General features: G+C 62.5%; 28 protein-coding genes. 20 read left to right on the top strand and 8 right to left on the bottom strand.

All coding sequences use genetic code 11. The features are described from left to right. The first annotated feature begins 57 nt into the window (after positions 1-57). The 7 genes from AC1DLV_RS07065 (at position 58) to AC1DLV_RS07035 (ending at position 4569) form a co-directional block, all read left to right on the top strand. On the top strand, positions 58-426 hold the full coding sequence (locus tag AC1DLV_RS07065; protein WP_476798835.1) for an ArsR/SmtB family transcription factor: 369 nt from the start codon (positions 58-60) through the stop codon (positions 424-426). Continuing rightward, entirely contained in the window at positions 423-1013 is a 591-nt protein-coding gene (locus AC1DLV_RS07060; RefSeq protein WP_476798834.1) for an SRPBCC family protein, read from the top strand. The genes AC1DLV_RS07065 and AC1DLV_RS07060 overlap by 4 nt, the downstream gene beginning before the upstream one ends. A 1-nt stretch (position 1014) precedes the next feature. Next, a complete protein-coding gene (locus AC1DLV_RS07055) occupies positions 1015-1806 on the top strand; it encodes an SDR family NAD(P)-dependent oxidoreductase (RefSeq protein WP_476798833.1) in 792 nt (263 codons plus the stop codon). A 67-nt stretch (positions 1807-1873) separates the two neighbouring features. Next, a complete protein-coding gene (locus tag AC1DLV_RS07050; RefSeq protein ID WP_476798832.1) occupies positions 1874-2146 on the top strand; it encodes a DUF3303 domain-containing protein in 273 nt (90 codons plus the stop codon). 84 nt (positions 2147-2230) lie between these two features. Beyond that, positions 2231-2614, top strand: a complete 384-nt coding sequence (locus AC1DLV_RS07045) for a DUF4087 domain-containing protein (RefSeq protein ID WP_476798831.1) — start codon at positions 2231-2233, stop codon at positions 2612-2614. Positions 2615-2704: 90 nt separating this feature from the next. Continuing rightward, positions 2705-3889, top strand: coding sequence for a low temperature requirement protein A (locus AC1DLV_RS07040; RefSeq protein ID WP_476798830.1), 1185 nt, complete (start codon positions 2705-2707; stop codon positions 3887-3889). A gap of 53 nt (positions 3890-3942) precedes the next feature. After that, entirely contained in the window at positions 3943-4569 is a 627-nt protein-coding gene (locus AC1DLV_RS07035) for a glutathione S-transferase family protein (protein WP_476798829.1), read from the top strand. A gap of 1 nt (position 4570) precedes the next feature. On the opposite strand, the gene AC1DLV_RS07030 is transcribed toward AC1DLV_RS07035, so the two are convergent. Next, on the bottom strand, positions 4571-5182 hold the full coding sequence (locus AC1DLV_RS07030; RefSeq protein ID WP_476798828.1) for an HD domain-containing protein: 612 nt from the start codon (positions 5180-5182) through the stop codon (positions 4571-4573). After that, positions 5182-6042: a CAF17-like 4Fe-4S cluster assembly/insertion protein YgfZ gene (gene ygfZ, locus AC1DLV_RS07025; RefSeq protein ID WP_476798827.1), complete on the bottom strand. Its 861-nt coding sequence runs from the start codon at positions 6040-6042 to the stop codon at positions 5182-5184. Before ygfZ ends, AC1DLV_RS07030 begins: the two co-directional genes overlap by 1 nt. A 71-nt stretch (positions 6043-6113) precedes the next feature. Between ygfZ and AC1DLV_RS07020 the strand changes: the two genes are divergently transcribed. Continuing rightward, complete coding sequence (locus tag AC1DLV_RS07020) at positions 6114-7445, top strand: dihydroorotase (protein ID WP_476798826.1); 1332 nt, start codon at positions 6114-6116, stop codon at positions 7443-7445. Positions 7446-7591: 146 nt separating this feature from the next. On the opposite strand, the gene AC1DLV_RS07015 is transcribed toward AC1DLV_RS07020, so the two are convergent. The 4 genes from AC1DLV_RS07015 to AC1DLV_RS07000 all read right to left on the bottom strand — a co-directional run bounded on the left by AC1DLV_RS07015 (position 7592) and on the right by AC1DLV_RS07000 (position 9772). Continuing rightward, entirely contained in the window at positions 7592-8404 is an 813-nt protein-coding gene (locus AC1DLV_RS07015; RefSeq protein WP_476798825.1) for a hypothetical protein, read from the bottom strand. 128 nt (positions 8405-8532) lie between these two features. Continuing rightward, a complete protein-coding gene (locus tag AC1DLV_RS07010; protein WP_109574637.1) occupies positions 8533-8790 on the bottom strand; it encodes a hypothetical protein in 258 nt (85 codons plus the stop codon). 133 nt (positions 8791-8923) lie between these two features. Beyond that, positions 8924-9301 carry a TIGR02301 family protein gene (locus AC1DLV_RS07005; protein ID WP_476798824.1) on the bottom strand — a complete coding sequence of 126 codons (378 nt, stop codon included), beginning with the start codon at positions 9299-9301 and terminating at the stop codon, positions 8924-8926. 48 nt (positions 9302-9349) lie between these two features. Then, complete coding sequence (locus AC1DLV_RS07000; RefSeq protein ID WP_476798823.1) at positions 9350-9772, bottom strand: NUDIX hydrolase; 423 nt, start codon at positions 9770-9772, stop codon at positions 9350-9352. Positions 9773-9889: 117 nt separating this feature from the next. On the opposite strand from AC1DLV_RS07000, the gene AC1DLV_RS06995 reads away from it, so the two are divergent. Together AC1DLV_RS06995 and AC1DLV_RS06990 are read left to right on the top strand one after the other, a co-directional pair. After that, entirely contained in the window at positions 9890-10660 is a 771-nt protein-coding gene (locus AC1DLV_RS06995; protein ID WP_476798822.1) for an SOS response-associated peptidase, read from the top strand. 32 nt (positions 10661-10692) lie between these two features. Further along, positions 10693-11298, top strand: a complete 606-nt coding sequence (locus tag AC1DLV_RS06990) for a LysE/ArgO family amino acid transporter (RefSeq protein ID WP_476798908.1) — start codon at positions 10693-10695, stop codon at positions 11296-11298. Here the strand turns inward: AC1DLV_RS06990 and AC1DLV_RS06985 are convergent. Beyond that, the gene (locus AC1DLV_RS06985) at positions 11295-11453 is read right to left on the bottom strand and encodes a transcriptional regulator (RefSeq protein ID WP_476798821.1); all 159 of its coding nucleotides are present in this window, start codon (positions 11451-11453) and stop codon (positions 11295-11297) included. The genes AC1DLV_RS06990 and AC1DLV_RS06985 overlap by 4 nt on opposite strands. A gap of 348 nt (positions 11454-11801) precedes the next feature. On the opposite strand from AC1DLV_RS06985, the gene cysS reads away from it, so the two are divergent. The 10 genes from cysS to AC1DLV_RS06935 all read left to right on the top strand — a co-directional run bounded on the left by cysS (position 11802) and on the right by AC1DLV_RS06935 (position 20021). Continuing rightward, on the top strand, positions 11802-13238 hold the full coding sequence (cysS, locus tag AC1DLV_RS06980; protein ID WP_476836135.1) for a cysteine--tRNA ligase: 1437 nt from the start codon (positions 11802-11804) through the stop codon (positions 13236-13238). Between the two features lie 229 nt (positions 13239-13467). Continuing rightward, positions 13468-13872: an endonuclease domain-containing protein gene (locus AC1DLV_RS06975; RefSeq protein ID WP_476798819.1), complete on the top strand. Its 405-nt coding sequence runs from the start codon at positions 13468-13470 to the stop codon at positions 13870-13872. Further along, positions 13869-14249: a VOC family protein gene (locus AC1DLV_RS06970; RefSeq protein WP_476798818.1), complete on the top strand. Its 381-nt coding sequence runs from the start codon at positions 13869-13871 to the stop codon at positions 14247-14249. Before AC1DLV_RS06975 ends, AC1DLV_RS06970 begins: the two co-directional genes overlap by 4 nt. A 12-nt stretch (positions 14250-14261) precedes the next feature. Beyond that, complete coding sequence (locus tag AC1DLV_RS06965) at positions 14262-14753, top strand: GFA family protein (protein ID WP_476798817.1); 492 nt, start codon at positions 14262-14264, stop codon at positions 14751-14753. Continuing rightward, positions 14750-15241, top strand: a complete 492-nt coding sequence (locus AC1DLV_RS06960; protein WP_476798816.1) for a GFA family protein — start codon at positions 14750-14752, stop codon at positions 15239-15241. Before AC1DLV_RS06965 ends, AC1DLV_RS06960 begins: the two co-directional genes overlap by 4 nt. Then, positions 15238-15714, top strand: coding sequence for a GFA family protein (locus AC1DLV_RS06955; protein ID WP_476798815.1), 477 nt, complete (start codon positions 15238-15240; stop codon positions 15712-15714). Before AC1DLV_RS06960 ends, AC1DLV_RS06955 begins: the two co-directional genes overlap by 4 nt. Continuing rightward, on the top strand, positions 15711-16667 hold the full coding sequence (pip, locus tag AC1DLV_RS06950) for a prolyl aminopeptidase (protein WP_476798814.1): 957 nt from the start codon (positions 15711-15713) through the stop codon (positions 16665-16667). The genes AC1DLV_RS06955 and pip overlap by 4 nt, the downstream gene beginning before the upstream one ends. Then, on the top strand, positions 16664-18286 hold the full coding sequence (gene cimA / locus AC1DLV_RS06945) for a citramalate synthase (protein WP_476798813.1): 1623 nt from the start codon (positions 16664-16666) through the stop codon (positions 18284-18286). Before pip ends, cimA begins: the two co-directional genes overlap by 4 nt. Positions 18287-18416: 130 nt before the next feature. After that, complete coding sequence (rarD, locus tag AC1DLV_RS06940; protein WP_476798812.1) at positions 18417-19325, top strand: EamA family transporter RarD; 909 nt, start codon at positions 18417-18419, stop codon at positions 19323-19325. Positions 19326-19337: 12 nt separating this feature from the next. Further along, positions 19338-20021, top strand: coding sequence for a glutathione S-transferase family protein (locus AC1DLV_RS06935; RefSeq protein WP_476836134.1), 684 nt, complete (start codon positions 19338-19340; stop codon positions 20019-20021). Positions 20022-20054: 33 nt separating this feature from the next. Here AC1DLV_RS06935 and AC1DLV_RS06930 read toward each other — a convergent pair whose 3' ends face one another. Further along, positions 20055-20666, bottom strand: a complete 612-nt coding sequence (locus AC1DLV_RS06930) for an LOG family protein (RefSeq protein WP_476783843.1) — start codon at positions 20664-20666, stop codon at positions 20055-20057. Positions 20667-20748: the final 82 nt, after the last annotated feature.

Raw genomic sequence — 20748 nt, 5'->3', positions numbered from 1 at the left:
AAAAAACATTTTACCGAATGGTTGACTATTCGGATTTGCGACTCTATCTTCAACCTTATGGTTGAACAAAATACTGAACTGCTCGACGCGATCTTTCACGCGCTTTCCGACCCGACCCGCAGGGCGATGCTCAGCGGGCTGGCCAGGGGGCCGCGCAATGTCGGCGATCTTGCCGCGCCCTTCGACATGTCGCTGGCCGCGGCGTCAAAGCACATCAAGGTGCTGGAGAAGGCGGGGCTGGTGAAACGCAGCGTGCAAGGTCGCACCCATGTCTGCAGCCTCGATGCGCTGCCGATGCATGCCGGCGTCGAGTGGATGCGCCATTACGAGAAGTTCTGGAACCAGCAGTTCGACACACTTGAGGCCATCCTGGAGGCGGAGGACCGCGCTGCCGCCGAGGACAAACACAAAGGAATCAAGCCATGACCCTACAGGCTCTGCAAGCTTCCTACGGCGTCGTCACCGAGCCGGGCACGGTGCGCATCGAGCGTCTTCTGCCCGGGCCGATCGAGCGCGTGTGGGATTACCTGACACAGTCGGACAAGCGCCGGACATGGCTCGCGGCGGGGCCGATGGACCTCAGAGCAGGCGGACAGGTCGAGAATATCTTCCGCAATTCCGAACTGACCCGCAACGACGATCCGCCCCCAGCGCACATGGCCGCTTTCGCCGAGCATCGGGTTCCTGGCGAGATCATCGCCTGCGAGCCGCCGCATCTGCTTGCCTATAGCTGGGGCGGTTCGGCCGAGGTGGGTGCAAGTTCGGAGGTGCGTTTCGAACTTTCACCGCGCAACGGCAAGGTGTTGCTGACGGTCACCCACCGTCGTCTCACCGACCATGGCGCGATGCTGAACGTCGCCGCCGGCTGGCATACGCATCTCGGCATATTGGCCGACAGGCTTGAGGGGCGCGAACCCGAGGGATTCTGGCGGACCCACACCAGGCTGGTGGGCGAATACGCACAGCGTATCGAAAGCTCGCAGACCTCAACCGCTACAAAAAGTGGAGCGTGACATGTTGCTGAAGAACAAGACGGCCGTCGTCTATGGCGGCGGCGGCGCGATTGGTGGAGCCGCAGCAAAGGCATTCGCCAGAGACGGCGCCCGCGTCTTCCTGGCCGGGCGTACGCGCGCCAGGATGGAGGCGGTCGCAACCGACATCCGTGCCGTAGGCGGGTTCGCCGAAATTGCCATACTGGACGCACTCGATGAGCAGGCGGTCGAGCGTCATGCCGATGCGGTGGCCCAAAAAACAGGTGGCATCGACATTGCGTTGAACGCGGTTGGCATCTCTCATGTGCAGGGCACGCCGCTTGCCGAACTTTCGCTTGCCGATTTCGAAACCCCTGTTGCTGCCTACACCAGGACCAACTTCCTGACCGCGAAGGCGGTTGCGCGGCACATGGGGGGCAGGGGCGTGATCCTGACCTTGTCGACGCCGGGCGCGCGAATGTCGGGTGTGGGCTTTCTCGGCAACGGCGTGGCAAGTGCGGCGGTCGAAGCCATGTCGCGCATCCTCGCCGGCGAGCTTGGTGCGCGTGGCATCAGGGTGATCTGCCTGAGACCCGACGCCATCCCGGAATCCCTTGAAATTTCGCACGCCCGTGCGGCCTTCGAGGGCTTTGCCAAGCGCGCCGGCATGTCGGTCGACGATATGCTCGCCGCCCGCGCCGCTTCGGGGCCGTTGCTCCGGCGTTTTCCGACGCTGGCCGAGATCGGCGACTTCGCCGCTTTCGTTGCCTCCGACCGTGCGGGTGCCATGACAGGTGCGATCGCCAATCTGAGCTGCGGTACGCTGGTCGACTGACCGGCATGGCCTTGCCAAGCTCCGTGCCCCCTGATCTTCTTCAATGGAGAGTTGGGGCACGGACAACATGCTTTTCTTTGTCATCGAGGATTTTCGCGGGCGCGACCCGAAGACTATCTATCGCCGCTTCCGCGACAAGGGACGGTTGGCGCCCGAGGGGTTCACTGTTCACCACAGCTGGATCGCGGCCGACATGAGCCGCTGCTTCATGCTGGTGGAAGCCGATGACGTGACGCTGCTCCAGCGCTGGGTCGTCGAATGGGCCGACCTCGTCGGTTTCGAGATCGTGCCGGTGGCATCAAGCAAGGACACCGCCGCAGGGCTGGCTCCCCATCTCTGAGCTGCGTGTGTTTGCGGGGCATGTCAATCGACGCTTGCAAATGACGTCGCGGCTTGTTCTCCTGCTTGAGTGTTGGAGGATGGCATGCGGCGAATTCTCTCTCTTGCGATTGGCGCACTCGTCGTTACGTCGCTGAGCTCGGCCTCGGCGGCCGAGCGGCGCTGCGGCTGGTATGTCTCTCCAACACCCGGCAACCTGTGGCTCATCGACAGGCAGGCGACCTGGACGATCACCTCGCAGGGCGCGGCGGCGGGAGCGGATGCGATCGACGCCGACAAGGCACCGGATTTCGATCCCAAGCAGTTCGTCGAGACCAACGTTCCTGGCGCAGGTTACGGTTATGGCTGTGCCTGCATGACTGTCGAAACCGACGCCAAGCAGCAACGCATCACCAAGGTGTTTGCCGGCGATATCCTGCCCTTGCGCAAATGCCAGGCCGACACGTCGCTTCCCGCGCCGCCAAGCTGACTGAGCGTATCTGACACAGAGATTCCAGCCTGACTTGACCGCCGAGGGATCGCCGTCAAAGTTGCGGCGAGCAGCAATGGGGGGGCGGGCATGGCGATCACAGGGGCAACACACAACTACCAGCGCAAACGCACCGCAGGCGAGGCGGCGCGGGTCGACTTCGTCGAGCTGTTTTTCGACCTGGTCTTCGTCTTCGCCATTACCCAGCTGTCGCATTTCCTGTTGCGCGATCTCAGCACGCAAGGCGCGCTCGAAAGCCTTTTGATGCTCATCGCCGTCTGGTGGGTGTGGAACTACACCGCCTGGGTGACCAATTGGCTCGATCCGACCAAGGCACCGGTGCGCGGCATGCTGTTCGTGCTGATGCTGGCGGGGCTGATGCTGTCGACGTCGATCCCCGAGGCGTTCGAGGGGCGCGGCCTGCAATTCGCGGTCGCCTATGTCTTCATGCAGCTGGGCCGCACGCTGTTCATGTTGTGGGCGCTCAAGCATCACAATCCCGACAATCATGCCAATTTCGTCCGCATCGGCCTGTGGCTCAGCCTGTCCGGCATCTTCTGGATAGCGGGCGGGCTGGCCGCACCCGAAAGCCGTTTCCTGCTCTGGGGCATGGCACTTGCCATCGAGCTGATTTCGCCGGCCCTCGGGTTCTGGACGCCGTGGCATGGTGCTTCGACGACCGCCGACTGGGATATCGACGGTGGCCATATGGCCGAGCGCAGCGCCTTGTTCATCATCATAGCACTCGGGGAATCGATCCTGGTTTCGGGCGCGACTTTTGCCGAACTCGAATGGAACTGGATCAACCTCGCGGCATTCCTGACGACCTTCTTTGCTTCGGTCGCCATGTGGCTGATCTATTTCAACGTCGGCCAGGAGGTGGCGCATCACAAGATCGCCGAAGCCGCCGACAGGGGCCGCATCGCGCGCGTCGCCTACACCTACATCCCCGTCGTGCTGGTTGCCGGCATCATCGTGGTGGCGGTGTCGGACGAGCTGGTGCTGGCCCATCCGCTCGGCCATTCCGAGGCAGCCGTGATCTGGACCTCGGTCGGCGGTTCGGCGCTTTATCTGTTCGGCAATTTGTTGTTCAAGCGCTACGTCACAGGCCGAACGCCGCTGTCGCATCTGATCGGCATCGCTGTCCTTGCGGCCTTGGTTCCGCTCGCCAGTCACATGTCGCCGTTGCTGCTGGGGGCGGCGACGACCGCCGTGTTGGTGCTGGTGACGGTGCTCGAACTGCGCGGCCAGCCGGGGCGGCATCCCAGGACTTGACTGCTGGCCGCCACGGCCTTCCATTCGAACGATCAGATCTTGGAAAACAGCGCATGATCCTCATCGGCCAGTTCGACTCGCCCTTCGTCCGCCGCGTTGGTGTCGCGCTCAGGCTCTATGGCCTGCCGTTCAAGCACGAGCCGTGGTCGGCCTTCGGCGATGCCGACAAGATCCGCGCCTACAACCCGCTGACGCGCGTGCCGACGCTGGTGTTGGACAATGGCGAGGTGCTGATCGAAAGCCACATCATCCTCGACTATCTCGACAGCCTGGCACCCGCCGGAGAGGCGATGTTCCCCACAGCCCAGCCAGCCCGGCATCAGGCGCTCAAGATCGCCTCGCTGGCCATGGGCGTCGGTGAAAAGGCCGTCAGCCTGTTTTACGAAAAGCGGCTGCACACGCATGTGTCGGAGGTCTGGGTCGAGCGCTGCCGCACCCAGATCGCGTCGGTTCTTGAGGTGCTGGAAGCCGAGCGGGGCAAAAGGGGCGGCGATTACTGGTTCGGTGACCGGATCGGTCATGCCGATATCGCCGTTGCCGTCGTGCTGCGCTTCATCAACGATGCGCATCAGGGACTGCTGGATATGACGGATTTCCCTGGGCTCGCCAGGGATGCGGCAAGGCTCGAAGCCATGCCGGTGTTCCAGGAGATCAGCCAGGAATTCATCCCGCCGGCTTGAACTACTTGGATCGCTGCCTTTCGATCGCAGCGAAACGTTTGAGGAAAGCATCCTGCACGCGTTTTGCCGGCTGTGGCGCGAGATCGAGCCCATCGGCCGTGATACCGCGCGGGCGGCCGAAAAACTCCGTCGCTTCCGAAATCGAAAAGCCGGCAAGCATCGTCGCTTCGAAATAGGCTGATATCTGGTCGGCGCGCTTGATGTCTTTCTTCAGGCCCTGGCCGATCTCGGCGGGCAGGCCAAAGCGCAGATGGATGGCATGCTGGAGGCGCTCCTCGCACGATTTGTAGCCGCCCCCGACCACCGATTTGAACGGCGAGATCATGTCGCCGATGACATATTCGGGCGCGTCGTGGAGCAGGGCCGCGAGCTGCGCGTCGGGCGAAGCGTCCGGCTCGATGGCGCGAAAAATCTGCTCGACCAAAAGCGAATGCTGCGCCACGGAAAAGGCGTGGTCGCCCGAGGTTTGGCCGTTCCAGCGCGCGACACGAGCAAGCCCGTGCGCGATGTCGGAAATCTCGATGTCGAGCGGCGAGGGGTCGAGCAGGTCGAGCCGTCGGCCAGACAGCATGCGCTGCCAGGCGCGCGGCGGGGCGCCGGGGCGGTCGGCCACTACGCTTCTTCCGCGCTTGCGGCTTCGGGATAGGTGAAGCTCGCCCAGGCGGGGATTTCGAGCGATACCGCCACGTCGCCGGCGGTGATCTCGCTGCCGGCGTCAAGTGCTGCCTTGACCCGATCGATGCGGGCTATGGCTAGGCCGCTTGCGCCCGAAGCCGAACCGAGCGCGCCCAAAACCTTGCCGTCGGCCTTGAGTTCGGTACCGGCGGTGGGCAGGTCCGAGCCGGCCGAAACGAGCAGCACGCGGCGGCGCGCCGTGCCGCGATGCTGCATGCGCGAGACGACCTCCTGGCCGATGAAGCAGCCTTTCTTGAAACCGACCCCGCCCATCTGGTCGAGCAGAACGTCGTGCGGGAAGGCGTCGCTCAGTGTGTAGTCGGGCCCGCTTTCAGCGACGCCGTTGGCGATGCGGAAGGCATGCCAGTCGGCTTCGCTGGCATCAGCAATGGGCGCATCGCCGTAGAAACGGGTGACTGGCGTCGGAAAGCGGCTGTCGCGGACGGTCTTGCTTGAATCAGTTTGCGAAGCGGCTGAATCAGATTGCCACGAAACGGCGACAACTGGCTGATCCTGCTTGGAAATATCGGCCTTGGCGCGCAGCCGGTAAAGCATCAGGCGGCGGACGAAATCATCTGCGATGTCAGCGCGACACTCCAGCCTGAGTGCGTTTTCGCCGCTTCGCGAGACCAGGAAATCGAACATGATCTTGCCTTGCGGCGCAAGCAGCGCGCCGGGTTTCGCCTCATCCTTGCCGAGCGCATCCAGATCAAGCGTCAGGATGTTCTGCAGGAAATGCTCGGCGTCGGGGCCGGAAACATCGATGATGGCGCGGTCTGCGAGGATGGCTGTCGGCATGGACCTGATCTTGCATTTCGGAGAGCCATTACGTAAGCCGCAGTCAATTCCCAGACAAGGGCACGCGCGACATGGCTATGACCTTCGATCTCATCCTCAAGGGCGGCACCGTCGTCAATCATGACGGCACAGGCGTCCGCGACGTCGGCGTCACCAATGGCCGGATCGCCGCCATCGGCGATTTGGGCAGCGCGTCGGCCGGCGAGACCATTGACTGCCGCGGCCTGCACATCCTGCCTGGCGTGATTGACAGCCAGGTCCATTTCCGCGAACCCGGCCTCGAGCACAAGGAAGACCTGGAGACCGGTTCGCGCGCGGCCGTGCTCGGCGGTGTCACCGCCGTCTTCGAAATGCCCAACACCAACCCGTTGACGACCAGCGAGGCAGCGCTCGCCGACAAGGTCAGCCGTGCGACCGCGCGCATGCATTGCGATTTCGCCTTCTGGGTTGGCGGCACGCGCGAGAACGCCAAGGATGTGGCCGAGCTGGAGCGCCTGCCGGGTGCGGCCGGCATCAAGGTGTTCATGGGCTCGTCGACCGGCGACCTTCTGGTCGAAGACGACGAGGGCGTGGCCTCGATCCTGCGCAATACGCGCCGCCGCGCCGCTTTCCATTCCGAAGACGAGTTCCGCCTGCGCGAACGCCTTGGCGAGCGTGTCGACAACGATCCGTCCTCGCACCCGATCTGGCGCGACGAGATCGCCGCCCTCCAGTGCACCGAGCGTCTGGTGCGCATCGCGCATGAGACCCGCGCGCGCATCCATGTGCTGCACATTTCGACTGCTGAAGAGATCGCCTTCCTCGAACATCACAAGGATGTCGCGACCTGCGAGGCGACGCCGCATCATTTGACCATGAGTTCGGACGATTATGCCAGGCTCGGCACGCTGCTGCAGATGAACCCGCCGGTGCGCGCCGCGCGCCACCGTGACGGCATCTGGCACGGGATTTCGCAGGGCGTTGTTGACGTGCTTGGCTCCGACCATGCGCCGCATACGCTGGCAGAAAAGGCAAAACCTTATCCCGCGTCGCCCTCCGGCATGACCGGCGTGCAGACGCTGGTGCCGATCATGCTCGACCATGTGAATTCAGGCAGGCTGACGCTCGAACGCTTCGTCGATCTCGCCAGCCACGGCCCGAATCGCATTTTCGGCATGGCACGCAAGGGCCGCATCGCCGCCGGCTACGATGCCGACTTCACCGTCGTCGACATGAAGCGCACCGAGACCATCACCAACGCGCAGGCCGGCTCGAAGGCCGGCTGGACGCCTTATGACGGCAAAAAGGTCACCGGCTGGCCGGTCGGCACGATCATCCGCGGCACCCGCGTGATGTGGCAGGGCGAGATTGTCACGCCGTCGCAGGGCAGGGCGGTGGAATTTTCGGAAGCGGTGGTGAGGTAGTCTCTTCTCCCCGTTCACGGGGAGAAGATGCCGGCAGGCAGATGAGGGGCGGAGCCGACCTCACAGATGAATGCGCTGCCCCTCATCCGGCCTTTCGGGCCACCTTCTCCCCGTAAACGGGGCGAAGGAAGAGGCTGCGTCGACCCTCAATCGCCTGCGACGAAGAAGGCCCAGCGGCCCTCGGGCGTGATGCCGAGGCGGTAGAAGACGTAAGCGCCGTATTGCTTCATGTCCTCGTAGTCGCCGGCCGTGACGATCTTGAACAGTTCGACCTTCTGGCGCGGATCGAGCTTGTCGAGCGGGATGCCGAAGAAATAGGGCCAGACATAGAGGTCGTCGTCGGTGCCTTCGCCGAGATGGACGTAGCCGGCATTCAGAACCTCTTCCATGATGGCGAGGATTTCCTGGCCTTCGCCGTCGCCGGACAGCCCCTTGATGAAGGCGATCGGGTCGCCTTCGACTTCGGTGAAGGACAGCTGCGGCATGGCATCGCCCTTGCCGATCAGCGGGCGAAGCTTTTCGATGTCACCGGTCTTGGCGGCCTCGACAAGCAGGCTGCGCATGCGCGCGACCGGCTCGGGCAGGCGGCTGAGGTCGTAAACGATCTCGGGCAAAGGGCCTTCGGTGTCGAGATGTGGCGCGGCAGGACCCGTGGCGTCAGGCGTTGCCGGCTCGTCCTGGGGCTCGGTCTGCTGGTCCTCCGGTGCCTCATCGATGGTGGCAGGGGGAGTGGCGGCAGGCGGCGTCTGGATCGGGTCGGGCATCGGCACCGACTTTTCCGGCGTGCCCTGATCCGTCGTGGGCTTTTGCGGCGTGACAGGTGCCGGAATTTCTTCGCGCTTGATCTCGCTCAGTGCAAACGCCGTTGAGGCATGAAGCGGCAGGACAAGCGACGCGGCAAGGCCGAGAACAGCAAGTTTCAATGCGCCGCGGGACGCCGTGTCAGTCTGTGGCCGCATCAATTCCAGGCTCCGGTATTCTAGAACGCCGCGCTTCCTTTCGGATACGCTAGGGACGCTCCACCACTTCAAATCTGCCCGGCATGATGCCGAAACCGTGTCGGCTAGTCAAAGAACTGGGGTTGGGCTCAATGCCGCAGGCGCAGTGGCTCGAACTCGCCAGCCTCGACCTTGGCGCGCATGCGGTCGAGCATTGCAAGGGCAGCGCGCTCGCCATTGGCAGCCACGATCTCGGCAAAAGCGGTCGCAAGCGCTGCTTCGGCGATGATCTCGGGCTCGATGCCGGCAGACAGTCCTTCGGCCCATGCCTCATTGTGGCTCTCGACGGCGGTCAGGCGCTTTTCTTCCCGAACCAGGGCGTCGATGTCGGTTACGCTTTGTTCCATTTCGGTCTTTCACCCTGCCAAGCGACCCGGTGATTCGGATCAACTTGAGCTATCCCTTTAATGTCCCGTTAAGACAGCTAACACAATCGGCAGGCTGTGTACCCTCGGCAATGCCGGGAAAGTAAATAGCCTGTTAATTACCGTAGCGCGAGGCGATGTCGCGGCTGAGCGCCTCGCCTTCCTTCATGTAGCGGGTAATCGCTGCGGTGGCGGACGGCGTGCAGGCAGTGTAGGCGCCGTCGAAAGAGCGATAGCCGCGGTTGAAACTGGCGATGAAACGGGCGCGGCGCTCGTGCGAGGGATTCTCGGCCTGGAGCAGCTTTTCCATCTCGCCGCGCCATTCGGTGCCCTTTTCGCCACACAGATTGCGCAGGAAATGCAGCGACCCCAAAACTTCGGCAAGCCGCAGCAGGCCTGGCTCGAAGGGAGCGTCGACAGCCCGCGCCGGTGCTGCGAACACGGTGCTCGCGGCAAGCGTCATGGCAATCAACAAGGTCGAAACGCGGCTCATAAGCTTTTGTGGCGAAACAATTTGTCGCCGGCAAGGCTGCAGCCTGGTCTATCCCGGCAGAATTACGTGGCCGTCCAGAAGTTCAAGCACGATCTCCAGTGTCGAATCGGTCAGGGGCAGGCGCTTGATCTCTTCGAGGTCATGAAACGCGGCGTCGTCGGCGTCGTCGCCGCTGACCGGTTCGCCGCCGATATGGCGCGCGCCAAAGACGGTGAGCAGGTAGACCGAAGCACCTTCGGCCCGACTGTCGATGAGGATCTCGCGCAACGGCACCAGCGTGCCGACAGCGATGCCGGTCTCTTCCATGAGTTCGCGGCGGGCAGCGTCCTCAAGGGTTTCCTCGGCTTCGACGCGACCGCCGGGAAAGGCATAGAGGCCCTTGGAAGGCGCGCGGCCACGGCGAACGAGCATGATCGCGCGGTCGCGCAACACGGCGACCGAAACAGCGGGGACTATTGTTGCGTCGATCATCTCACCACCCTTGGCCTTTGCTCCATTGGGGAGCGACGGGCCGAGAATGCTTTAGCGGTTGCGGTCGCAGCGATCCATCGCCACTTTCAAGACGAGTATGAGCGAAGGCCAAAAATCATGTGCGGACGAATAGCGGTTCTGGCGTCACCGGACGAAACGGCCGCCTTTTTGGGTGTCGGCGATCTCGAAAGTTTTCCGCCGCGCTACAATGTGGCGCCGACGCAGCCGATTCTGGTGGCGATGGCTGGGCCGCAGCGTCCTCCCGGCTCGAATTTGCCCGACCGCATGGCGCTGCTGGCGCGCTGGGGGTTGATTCCCGGCTGGGCGAAAAACCCCAACGACATGCCGCTTTTGTTCAACGCGCGTTCCGAATCGGCGATCGAAAAGGCCTCGTTCAAGACGGCGATGCGCCACAGGCGCGCGCTGATTCCGGTGTCGGGTTTCTACGAGTGGAAAAAGCTGCCGGGCAACCGACGTCAGCCCTATTGGCTGAGGCCGCTCAAAGGCGGCTTGGTGGCGCTGGCGGGGCTCATGGAGACCTGGAGCGAGCCGGGCGGCTCGGAGATGGATACCGCAGCCATCCTGACCACCAACGCGAGTGCCGACATCCTGCACATCCACGACCGCATGCCGGTGGTCATCCAGCCTGAGGATTTCGCCCGCTGGCTCGACTGCCGCACCCAGGAGCCGCGCGACGTGGCCGAACTGATGCGCCCGGCGCAGCCCGATTTCTTCGAGCAGATCCCGGTGTCGGAACTGGTCAACAAGGTCGCCAATGTCGGGCCCGAAATCCAGGAACGGGTCGAGCCGCTGCCTGAAGCAGCGCCAGCCAAGCCAAAAGTGGAAAAGCGTAAGTCCAGCGACGACGACCAGATGAAACTGTTTTGAGGTCACGCTAGAAGGGCCGCGTGTCCACGCCCATCGTTTCCGCCGCCATCTCCGGTTTCCTGCTTGGTGCGTCGCTGATCATCGCGATCGGCGCGCAGAACGCGTTCATCCTGCGCCAGGGGCTGTTGCGCCAGCACGTTTTCATCCTGAGCCTGATTTGCGCACTGTCGGACGCCTTGCTGATCGCTGCCGGTGTCGCCGGGCTTGGCACGCTGATTTCGCAATCGCCGAACCTGATCATGGCGGTGACTGTCGGCGGCGCGCTGTTCCTGTTCACCTATGCCGTGATCGCCTTCCGCCGCGCCCTCAAGCCCGAAGTGCTGCAGGCGGCCAAATCGGGCGAGACGCGGCTGTGGCCGGCGATTGCCGCCTGCCTCGCCTTCACCTTCCTCAACCCCCATGTCTATCTCGACACGGTGGTGCTGTTGGGCGGCCTGTCGGCCGCCTATGAAGGTCAGGCGCGCCTTGCCTACGGGCTTGGCGCTGCTACCGCATCGTTCGTCTGGTTCTTCGGGCTCGGCTATGGCGCCCGGCTTCTTGAGCCGGTGTTTGCCCGGCCTGCCGCGTGGCGCGTGCTCGATCTTCTGATCGGCGTGGTGATGACCGCGATCGGTCTCAGCCTGGTGAGCCGGGCCTAGGCTGCCTTGGTCTGCTTGGACGTTGTCGTCTTGTCTTTCTTGGGCGCGCAGATCAGCGCGGCAAGAATTGCTGCGGGGCCGATGGCCCGGTAGTGCTTGGCGAGTTCGGCGTACTGGCTACGCGCTCGGTCTGCTTCGGCTTGTTTTCGTTTCATTGGTCTCTTCCCTAAAGTCAGCTCTGTCGAGAGCGGCTGCATTTGCTTACGGATTCGGTCGAATTCGTGGCATGCGGGGCCTTTTATCCGGGCGATGTTTCATTACGGTGCCGGGATGCTTAATAAATTGTTTCGGTACCGCTTCCGTTCCGGTTGGGGCGGTAAAGTTTCGTGTCGCTGCGTCTTGACGGCAACAGGTTGGTGAGGCGATAAAGCCCGTGATGAAAACGTCTTTCGCCATTTCCGGCACTTGCATTATTGGCTAGCGTTCGCGCTGGTCAGGACGTTTTCGCCTCATCTTCACACGAGACAGGTCAAACGCCCGGGCCAGCAGGCCAGGGGAGTTTTATGTCTGATTCAATGATGAAGCCTGAGACAATCAAAGGCTTGCGGCTTACCAACACGCTGACGCGCACGAAGGAAGACTTCGTGCCGATCGATCCGCTAAACGTGCGGATGTATGTCTGCGGGCCGACCGTCTACGACTTCGCCCATATCGGCAACGCGCGGCCGGCGATCGTCTTCGACGTGCTGTTCCGCCTGCTGCGCCATGTCTATGGCGCCGATCACGTTACCTATGTGCGCAACCTCACCGACCTCGACGACAAGATCAACGCGCGCGCCCTGCGTGACTTTCCCGATCTGCCGCTCAACGAGGCGATCAGGCGCGTTACCGAAAAGACGGCGAACCAGTACCAGGCCGACGTCAAGGCGCTCGGCTGCCTCGAACCGACCGTCGAGCCGCGCGCAACGGAGTTCGTGCAGCCGCGTGCCGACGGCCGCGCCGACATGATCACCTTGATTCTCAGCCTCATCGAACGCGGCCATGCCTATGAAGCTGAAGGCGAAGTGCTGTTCGATACCGGCTCGATGGCGGACTACGGCCAATTGTCGAAGCGCAATCTCGACGAACAGCAGGCCGGCGCGCGTGTCGAGGTCGAGGCGCACAAGAAGAACCCCGGCGACTTCGTCTTGTGGAAAGCATCCTCAGCGGAAGAGCCGGGCTGGGACAGCCCCTGGGGTCGCGGGCGGCCAGGCTGGCACATCGAGTGCTCGGCCATGGCGTCGGCTTATCTCGGCGAAGTTTTCGACATTCATGGCGGCGGGCTCGACCTGATCTTCCCGCATCATGAAAACGAGATCGCCCAGTCGCGCTGCGCCCACGGCACCGAAGTCATGGCCAATTACTGGATGCACAACGGCTTCCTCCAGGTCGAGGGCCAGAAGATGTCCAAGAGCCTGGGCAACTTCTTCACCATCCAGGAACTGCTGGAGACCGAGCGTTTCGGCGGCCGCAAATGGCCGGGCGAGGTGCTGCGGCTGGCCATGCTGATGACGCATTACCGCGAGCCGATCGATTTCAGCGTGAGGAAGCTGGAAGAGGCGGAGAATACGCTGCGCAAATGGAAGCGCGCGGCCGATAGCGCTGGTGCGGCGGAAGGCGAGGTGCCCGAGGCGCTGGTCGCAGCACTGAGCGATGATCTGGCAACCGCCACAGCCTTCCATGGTTTGTCGCAGCTGGCGAGCGAGGCGGCTGGGAATGTCGAAGCGGCTGCGAGATTGAAAGCGGCACTGCTGTTTCTCGGTTTTGGGCTGGATGCGGCCGAGGTTGATGAGGCGGAAGTTGCGAAAGTGATTGCACAGCGTCTGGCCTTCATCGCGGCGAAAAACTGGGCCGAAGCCGACCGCATTCGCGACCAGCTTCTGGCGCAGGGCGTGCAACTCAAGGACGGCAAGGACCCTGTGAGTGGCGAACGCGTGACGACCTGGGAGGTGAAGCGGTGATGATGAAAGGGCAGGGCGGTAGGTTTGCGGGACAGCACCCCTCTCTGTCCTGCCGGACATCTCCCCCGCAAGGGGGGAGATCACCTGTCATCAACGCTTTCGCCAGTCGTCGACGTTGCGCCATAGCAGAAGCTGCTTATCTCCCCCCTTGCGGGGGAGATGTCCGGCAGGACAGAGGGGGGTGTGAGGGAACGCCACCCTTTCCATCCTATTCGCAGGGAGGCTGACCATGGGCCACGACCTCGTCCCACGGCGTCAGCGCAAGAATGCCAAGGCCATGCGTTACGTCATGACCGAGGCAGAGCTGAAGCTTTGGAACGAGCTGCGCGCTCATAGGCTGATGGGGCTAGGTTTCCGACGGCAGGTGCCGATCGGACCTTACATTGTCGACTTCGCCTGTTCGACCCATCGTCTGATCGTCGAGGTCGATGGAAGTCAACACGCCGAGGCTGAACGCGCCGAACACGACGCCGTAAGGACGGGGTATCTTCAGGATAGCGGCTGGACCATTGTCCGTTTCTGGAACGACGACATTCTTCGCGCTATCGACAATGTCTGCCAGCATATCGTCATCGTGGCCGGCCAAGGCGGAACGGCCGGCAGCATCCGCATGAAGGAGGAGTTCGTGCAATGATCGACCATACTGGGATTTCGGTTGCAGATTTCGACAAGGCGAAAGCCTTCTACGACAAGGCGTTCGCGCCACTCGGCGCTTCCCTTTTGATGATGGTGCCGGGCGAATATACCGGCGGCGTCAAGGTCGGCGGCTATGGCCGTGAGCGCCCGGTGTTCTGGCTACATGAAGCCGAGGCGGGGCCGGGGCGTCATTATGCGTTCACCGCGCGAAGCCGCGGCGAGGTCGACGCGTTTTATGCCGCAGCGATTGCTGCCGGTGGCAAAGACAATGGCGGGCCGGGGCCACGGCCGCATTATCACCCCGACTATTATGCCGCTTTCGTCTTCGATCCCGACGGCAACAACATCGAGGCGGTGTGCCATGCGCCAGTATAAGGAGGCGCTGCGATGAGCCTCGACAACAAGCCTGTTTATACCGGCGGTTGCCAGTGCGGGGCGGTGCGGTTTCGCATCGAAGGCGCGCTTGGCGATGCATCGGTCTGCCATTGCCGCATGTGCCAGAAGGCGTTCGGCAACTTCTATGCGCCGCTTGTCTCTGTTCGACAGGCAAAACTGACCTGGACACGCGGCGAGCCGAAGAAGTTCCGTTCCTCGAACCTTGCCTATCGGGGCTTTTGCGGTGAGTGCGGTACACCGCTGAGCTACGAGGCACCCGACGGTGTGGCACTGGCGATCGCTGCCTTCGACGAGCCGGAAGAGATCGCACCTGTCATCCAGTGGGGTATCGAGGCCAAGCTGCCTTACGTCGACCACATCCACGAACTGCCGGGCCAGACGACTGAAGAAGACATGGAGGCGGCCGACTTCATCAACGAGATCGTCTCTTACCAGCATCCTGACCACGACACCGATCAATGGCCACCGGAGGTCAGGACATGAGCGATCCGTTCACCGGCGGCTGCCAGTGCGGGGCGGTGCGCTACAGCGCCGAGCTGATCGTCGACAACGCTCATATCTGCCATTGCCGCATGTGCCAGAAGGCGGTCGGCAACTTCTTTGCCGCGCTCGTCGGGGCACCGAAGGAGACGACGACCTGGACGCGCGGCGAGCCAGCTGTGTTTCGAAGTTCCGAAAATGTCGAGCGCGGCTATTGTCGAGATTGTGGCACGCCGCTGTTCTATAATGGCGTCGACAGCAAATATATCAGCGTCACCATCGGCTCACTCGACCATCCCGAGCGGCTGAAGCCGCAATCGCAGGACAGTATCGAGGGGCGCATGCCCTGGTTCGCCGAACTGACTTCGGTGCCGGACTCGGGCAAGACCGAAGACATCGACTCGCCGGAATGGGCGGCGGCGATCAAGGCGTCGAACCGTCAACATCCCGACCACGACACTGAACAATGGCCACCGGAGAGAAGGTCATGACCGAGACAGTTAGATCAGGTGGCTGCCAGTGCGGTGCTGTGCGTTTCCGCATCCAGGGCGCGCTTGGGCGCACGTCCATTTGCCATTGCCGCATGTGCCAGAAGCAGTTTGGCTCGTTTTTCGGGGCCTTCGTCGCCGTTCCGAACGACGGTGTGGAATGGACCCGCGAGGAACCGAGCTACTTCCAGTCGTCGGTCAACATCGCGCGCGGCTTTTGCCAGCGCTGCGGCACGCCGATGACCTATCGCCAGCCCGACGGGCTCGAAATCTCCATCGGTTCGTTCGACGACCGTTCCGATCTCGCGCCGACGATCCAGATCAATCATGGCGCCCGGCTGCCCTGGGTCGAGACCATCTTCGACCAGCCGATCCATGAAAACCCCGATTATTACAAGCGGCAGGAGCAGATCATCTCCTTCCAGCATCCCGACGAAGAAACCGCCAACTGGCCGGAACATGGACTGAAACTATGAGCACCGAATTGCGCGGCCTTTATCCCGAGATCGAACCCTTCGACAGTGGCATGCTGGACGTCGGCGACGGCCACCAGGTCTATTGGGAGCGTTCTGGCACCAAGGGGGGCAAGCCAGCGGTGTTCCTGCATGGCGGCCCAGGTGGTGCGACCTCGCCCAAACACCGCCGGCTGTTCGATCCCAAGCTCTACGACATCATGCTGTTCGACCAGCGCGGCTGCGGCAAGTCGGTGCCGAACGCCTCGCTCGACGCCAACACCACCTGGCACCTGGTCGCCGACATCGAGCGGTTGCGCGAGATGGCTGGCCACGACAAATGGCTGGTGTTCGGCGGCTCCTGGGGTTCGACGCTGGCCTTGGCCTATGCCGAAACGCATCCCGACAGGGTGAGCGAGCTCGTCGTGAGGGGCATCTACACGCTGACCCGTGCCGAACTCGAATGGTACTACCAGTTCGGCGTCTCCGAGATGTTCCCCGACAAGTGGGAACGCTTCGTCGCCCCGATCCCGGAAGCCGAGCGCGGCGACATGATGGCCGCCTATCGCAAGCGCCTGGTGGGCGACGACCGCAAGGCGCAGGTGGAAGCGGCACTTGCCTGGAGCCTGTGGGAAGGCGAGACCATCACGCTGCTGCCCGATCCAGAGACCAGCGGCAAGTTCGGCGAGGACGACTTCGCCGTGGCGTTTGCCCGCATCGAAAATCACTATTTCGTCCATGCCGGCTGGATGGACGAGGGTCAGCTGATCCGCGACGCCCACAAGCTGCGCGACATTCCCGGCGTCATCGTCCATGGGCGTTACGACATGCCATGCCCGGCGAAATATGCTTGGGCGTTGCATAAGGCTTGGCCGGAAGCCGAGTTCCATCTCATCGAGGGCGCCGGCCATGCATATTCGGAACCGGGCATATTGAACCAGCTGGTCAGGGCGACCGACAGGTTCGCAGGGAAATGACAATGGCACGCGAACGTATCTATCTTTTCGACACGACACTGCGCGACGGCCAGCAGACGCCGGGCATCGACTTTTCGGTTGAAGACAAGATCGCGATCGCGTCCATGCTCGACGAGTTCGGCCTCGACTATGTCGAGGGCGGCTATCCCGGCGCGAACCCGACCGACACGGCGTTCTTCACCGAAAAGCGGACCAAGCGGGCGAAGTTCGTCGCCTTCGGCATGACCAAGCGGGCAGGGGTGTCGGCCTCCAACGACCCCGGTCTTGCAACCTTGCTGCAGGCGAAGTCGGACGGGATCTGCTACGTTGCCAAGAGCTGGGACTATCACGTCCGGGTCGCGCTGGGCGTGACCAACGAGGAAAACCTCGAATCGATCAAGACTTCGGTCGAAGCTGCCCGCGACGCCGGCAAGGAGCCGATGGTCGACTGCGAGCATTTTTTCGATGGCTTCAAGGCCAATCCCGACTATGCACTGGCTTGCGCCCGCACGGCCTATGATGCCGGCGCGCGCTGGGTGGTTTTGTGCGACACCAATGGCGGCACCCAGCCAGCCGAAGTGCGCGAGATCGTGGCCAAGGTGATCGCGGCGGGCATACCGGGCGCCAATCTCGGAATCCATGCCCATGACGACACTGGCCAGGCGGTGGCAAATTCGCTCGCGGCTGTCGACGCCGGCGTTCGCCAGGTACAAGGCACCATCAACGGCATCGGCGAGCGCTGCGGCAACGCCAATCTGATCACCATCGTGCCGACGCTGGCGCTGAAGCCGCATTTTGCCGAGCGTTTTGTAACAGGCGTTACATCAGACGCTCTAGCCGGCATTTCCAGGCTTTCGCGCGCGTTCGACGAATTGCTCAACCGGGCGCCCGAAGCGCAATCGCCTTATGTCGGCGCGTCCGCCTTTGCGACCAAGGCCGGCATCCACGCTTCCGCCATCGCCAAGGAACCCAAGACCTACGAGCACGTGCCGCCGGAGATGGTGGGCAATCGCCGCAAGGTGATGGTGTCGGACCAGGGCGGCAAGGCCAACTTCATCGCCGAGCTCAAGCGGCGCGGCATCGACGTGCCCAAGGACGACCGCCGGCTCGACTCGCTGATTGCGGTGGTCAAGGAGCGCGAGGCCGAGGGCTACGCATACGAAGGGGCCGATGCCAGCTTCGAACTTCTGGCGCGCAGCATGCTGCACGAGGTACCTGATTTCTTCCGTGTGACCTCGTTCCGCTGCCTTGTCGAGCGGCGTTTCGACGCCAATGGCAACCTCAAGACCGTGTCGGAAGCAGTGGTGAAGGTTCTGGTCGATGGCGAGGAAAAGATGTCGGTTGCCGAGGGCGACGGTCCGATAAATGCGCTCGACATCGCGCTGCGCAAGGATCTCGGCAAATTCCAGAACGAGATCGGCGACCTCGAACTTGTCGACTACAAGGTGCGTATCCTCAATGGCGGCACCGAGGCGATAACCCGCGTGCTGATCGAATCGCATGACAGTACCGGCGCGCGCTGGTGGACGGTTGGCGTTTCGACCAACATCATCGACGCCTCGTTCCAGGCGCTGATGGATTCGATCATCTACAAGCTGATGAAGAACCGCGAGATGGCCGGGCTGGTGGCGGCGGAATAGAACGCTGGCTCGAAAGGCTGGGGCCAGCGCCAAAGGCTGGCCCTATCGATTGATCCATCAACGAAAAGCGGGTGGACCATCGCTATTTTGAAATGGTTTGCGGCAGCACTCCGGCGCATAGGTTCGCGCCATGAGCACACAAGCGCCTGCTATCACCAAGGACGAAGCCTCTCGCGGCTTCCTGTTTGCCCTTTCGGCCTATCTGATGTGGGGCTTCTTGCCCTTCTACATGAAGGCCGTGGCCCATATTCCGGCCGCTGAGGTGATTGCGCATCGCATCACCTGGTCGATTCCAATCGCGGCCCTTTTGCTGTGGTGGCTTGGCCGTACCTCCGACATCAAGGTGGCATTGGGCACGCCGCGCACACTGATGATGGGCACGCTGACGGCGAGCCTGATCACCATCAACTGGGGCGTCTATGTCTGGGCCATCGGCAATGATCGCGCGCTCGAAACCGCGCTTGGCTACTATATCAACCCGCTGTTCAGCGTGTTCCTGGGCGCTGTCGTGCTTGGTGAGAAGCTGACCCGGGCACAAATGGTGGCGATAGGGCTCGCGGTGATAGCCGTGGGGCTGCTGACTTGGGAAAGCGGTGGCTTGCCGTGGGTTTCCATCGTGCTTGCGCTGTCTTGGGGCTTTTACGCCCTGTTCAAGAAGACGCTGCCGATCGGTCCGGCGCAGGGCTTTTTCCTTGAGGTTCTGATCCTGTGCGTGCCGGCACTTGGCTATATCTTCTACCTGCAGGCGACCGGCGCGGGGCATTTCGGCACCACCGGCATGACCGACGTCTGGCTGATGCTCGGCTGCGGCGTGGTCACGGCCGTGCCGCTGATCCTGTTTGCCAACGGCGCCAAGCTTTTGCGGATGTCGACCATCGGCATCATGCAATACATTGCGCCGACCATGATCTTCGTCATTGCGATCTTCATCTTCCACGAGCCGTTCTCAAGCGAGCGCGCGTTGGCGTTTGCCCTGATCTGGGTGGCATTGGCGATCTATACGTGGTCAATGTTTTCCGAGCGCTCGAAGAACGGCTGATTGGCTAAGCGAATGTACCACCTCTATATCGCCAACAAGAACTACTCCTCATGGTCGCTTAGGCCTTGGGCGCTGATGCGCGGGCAGGGCATTGCCTTCACCGAGCGTCAGGTGCCGTTCGGCAACCTGTCCGGGCAGCCCGATTTCCAATCCTTCTCGCCGACGAGCAGCGTACCGGTCCTCATCGATGGCGACCTGACCGTGTGGGACTCGCTGGCGATCGTCGAATATCTGGCCGAGCGCCATGAGGGTGTCTGGCCGCACGATCCCGCAGCCAGGGCATGGGCGCGTTCAGCCGCAGCCGAGATGCATTCCGGGTTCCAGACGTTGCGCACTGTCTGCGGCATGAGCTGCGGCGTGCGTGTCAGCCTCAAGGAGCGGCCGGCGGGGCTCGAAAAAGATATCGCGCGCATTGGTGCGTTGTGGAACCAGGGGCTCGAGCGCTTCGGCGGTCCGTTCCTTGGCGGAGACAAATTCACCGCAGTGGACGCGTTTTTTGCCCCGGTCGTGTTTAGGGCGCAGACCTACGCGCTCGATTTCGGCGGAAATTCAGGCGAATACATCGCCATGATGCTCAACACCGTGGCCATGCGCGAATGGTACGACGCAGCACTGGCGGAGACGTGGCGCGATCAGCCGCATGAAGACGAGATTTTGGCCTCAGGCGTCATAACGACCGATTTGCGCGTCCGATAGGACGCGCGGCGCTGTATGGCCTGACGGGCGCAATTACATCTTGTCGATGAGCGACTGCATGCCTTCGGTGGGGGTGGAGTCGGAACCTGCCGCGACCAGGATCGCGGGGACCAGGGCTTCCGGCTCGTCGACCACCAGCGGCTGGACCAGATGCGAGGTGTGCACGAAGCCTTCGGCCTTCATGTGATCGAGCAGCGCCAGCATCGGGTCCCAGAAGCCTTTGACATTGGCAAAGACGATCGGCTTGCGGTGATGGCCTAGCTGCGCCCAGGTCATGATCTCGACGATCTCCTCGACCGTGCCGATGCCGCCCGGCAGCGCAACGAAAGCGTCCGATTTCTCGAACATCAAGTGCTTGCGCTCATGCATGTTGTCGGTGATGACGAGTTCGTCGAGCCGGGTCAGGGCGGTTTCGGTTGCTTCCTTGTTCATCAGGAAGCGCGGTATGATGCCGGTGACCTTGCCGCCGGCGCGCTGCGCACCATCGGCGACCGCACCCATGATGCCTTTGGTGCCGCCGCCATAGACGAGCCTGAGCCCGGCCTTGGCGATCGAATGACCGAGCAGATGGCCGGCCTTGATGTAGACCTCATCGTGGCCCGGTGAGGAGCCGCAATAGACGCAGATGGATCGAATCGTGTTCATGATATGATTGGGTATTGCCTCCACAGGCCGGGTCAAGCCCGGACAGGGCTTTTTCTTGTCGCTGCCGGCAAAACAAGGTAGA

The sequence above is a fragment of the Aminobacter sp. 01T433 genome, assembly GCF_056398585.1.
Note: the sequence above shows the minus strand (reverse complement) of the source record. Positions and strands in the feature narration are given on the sequence as shown.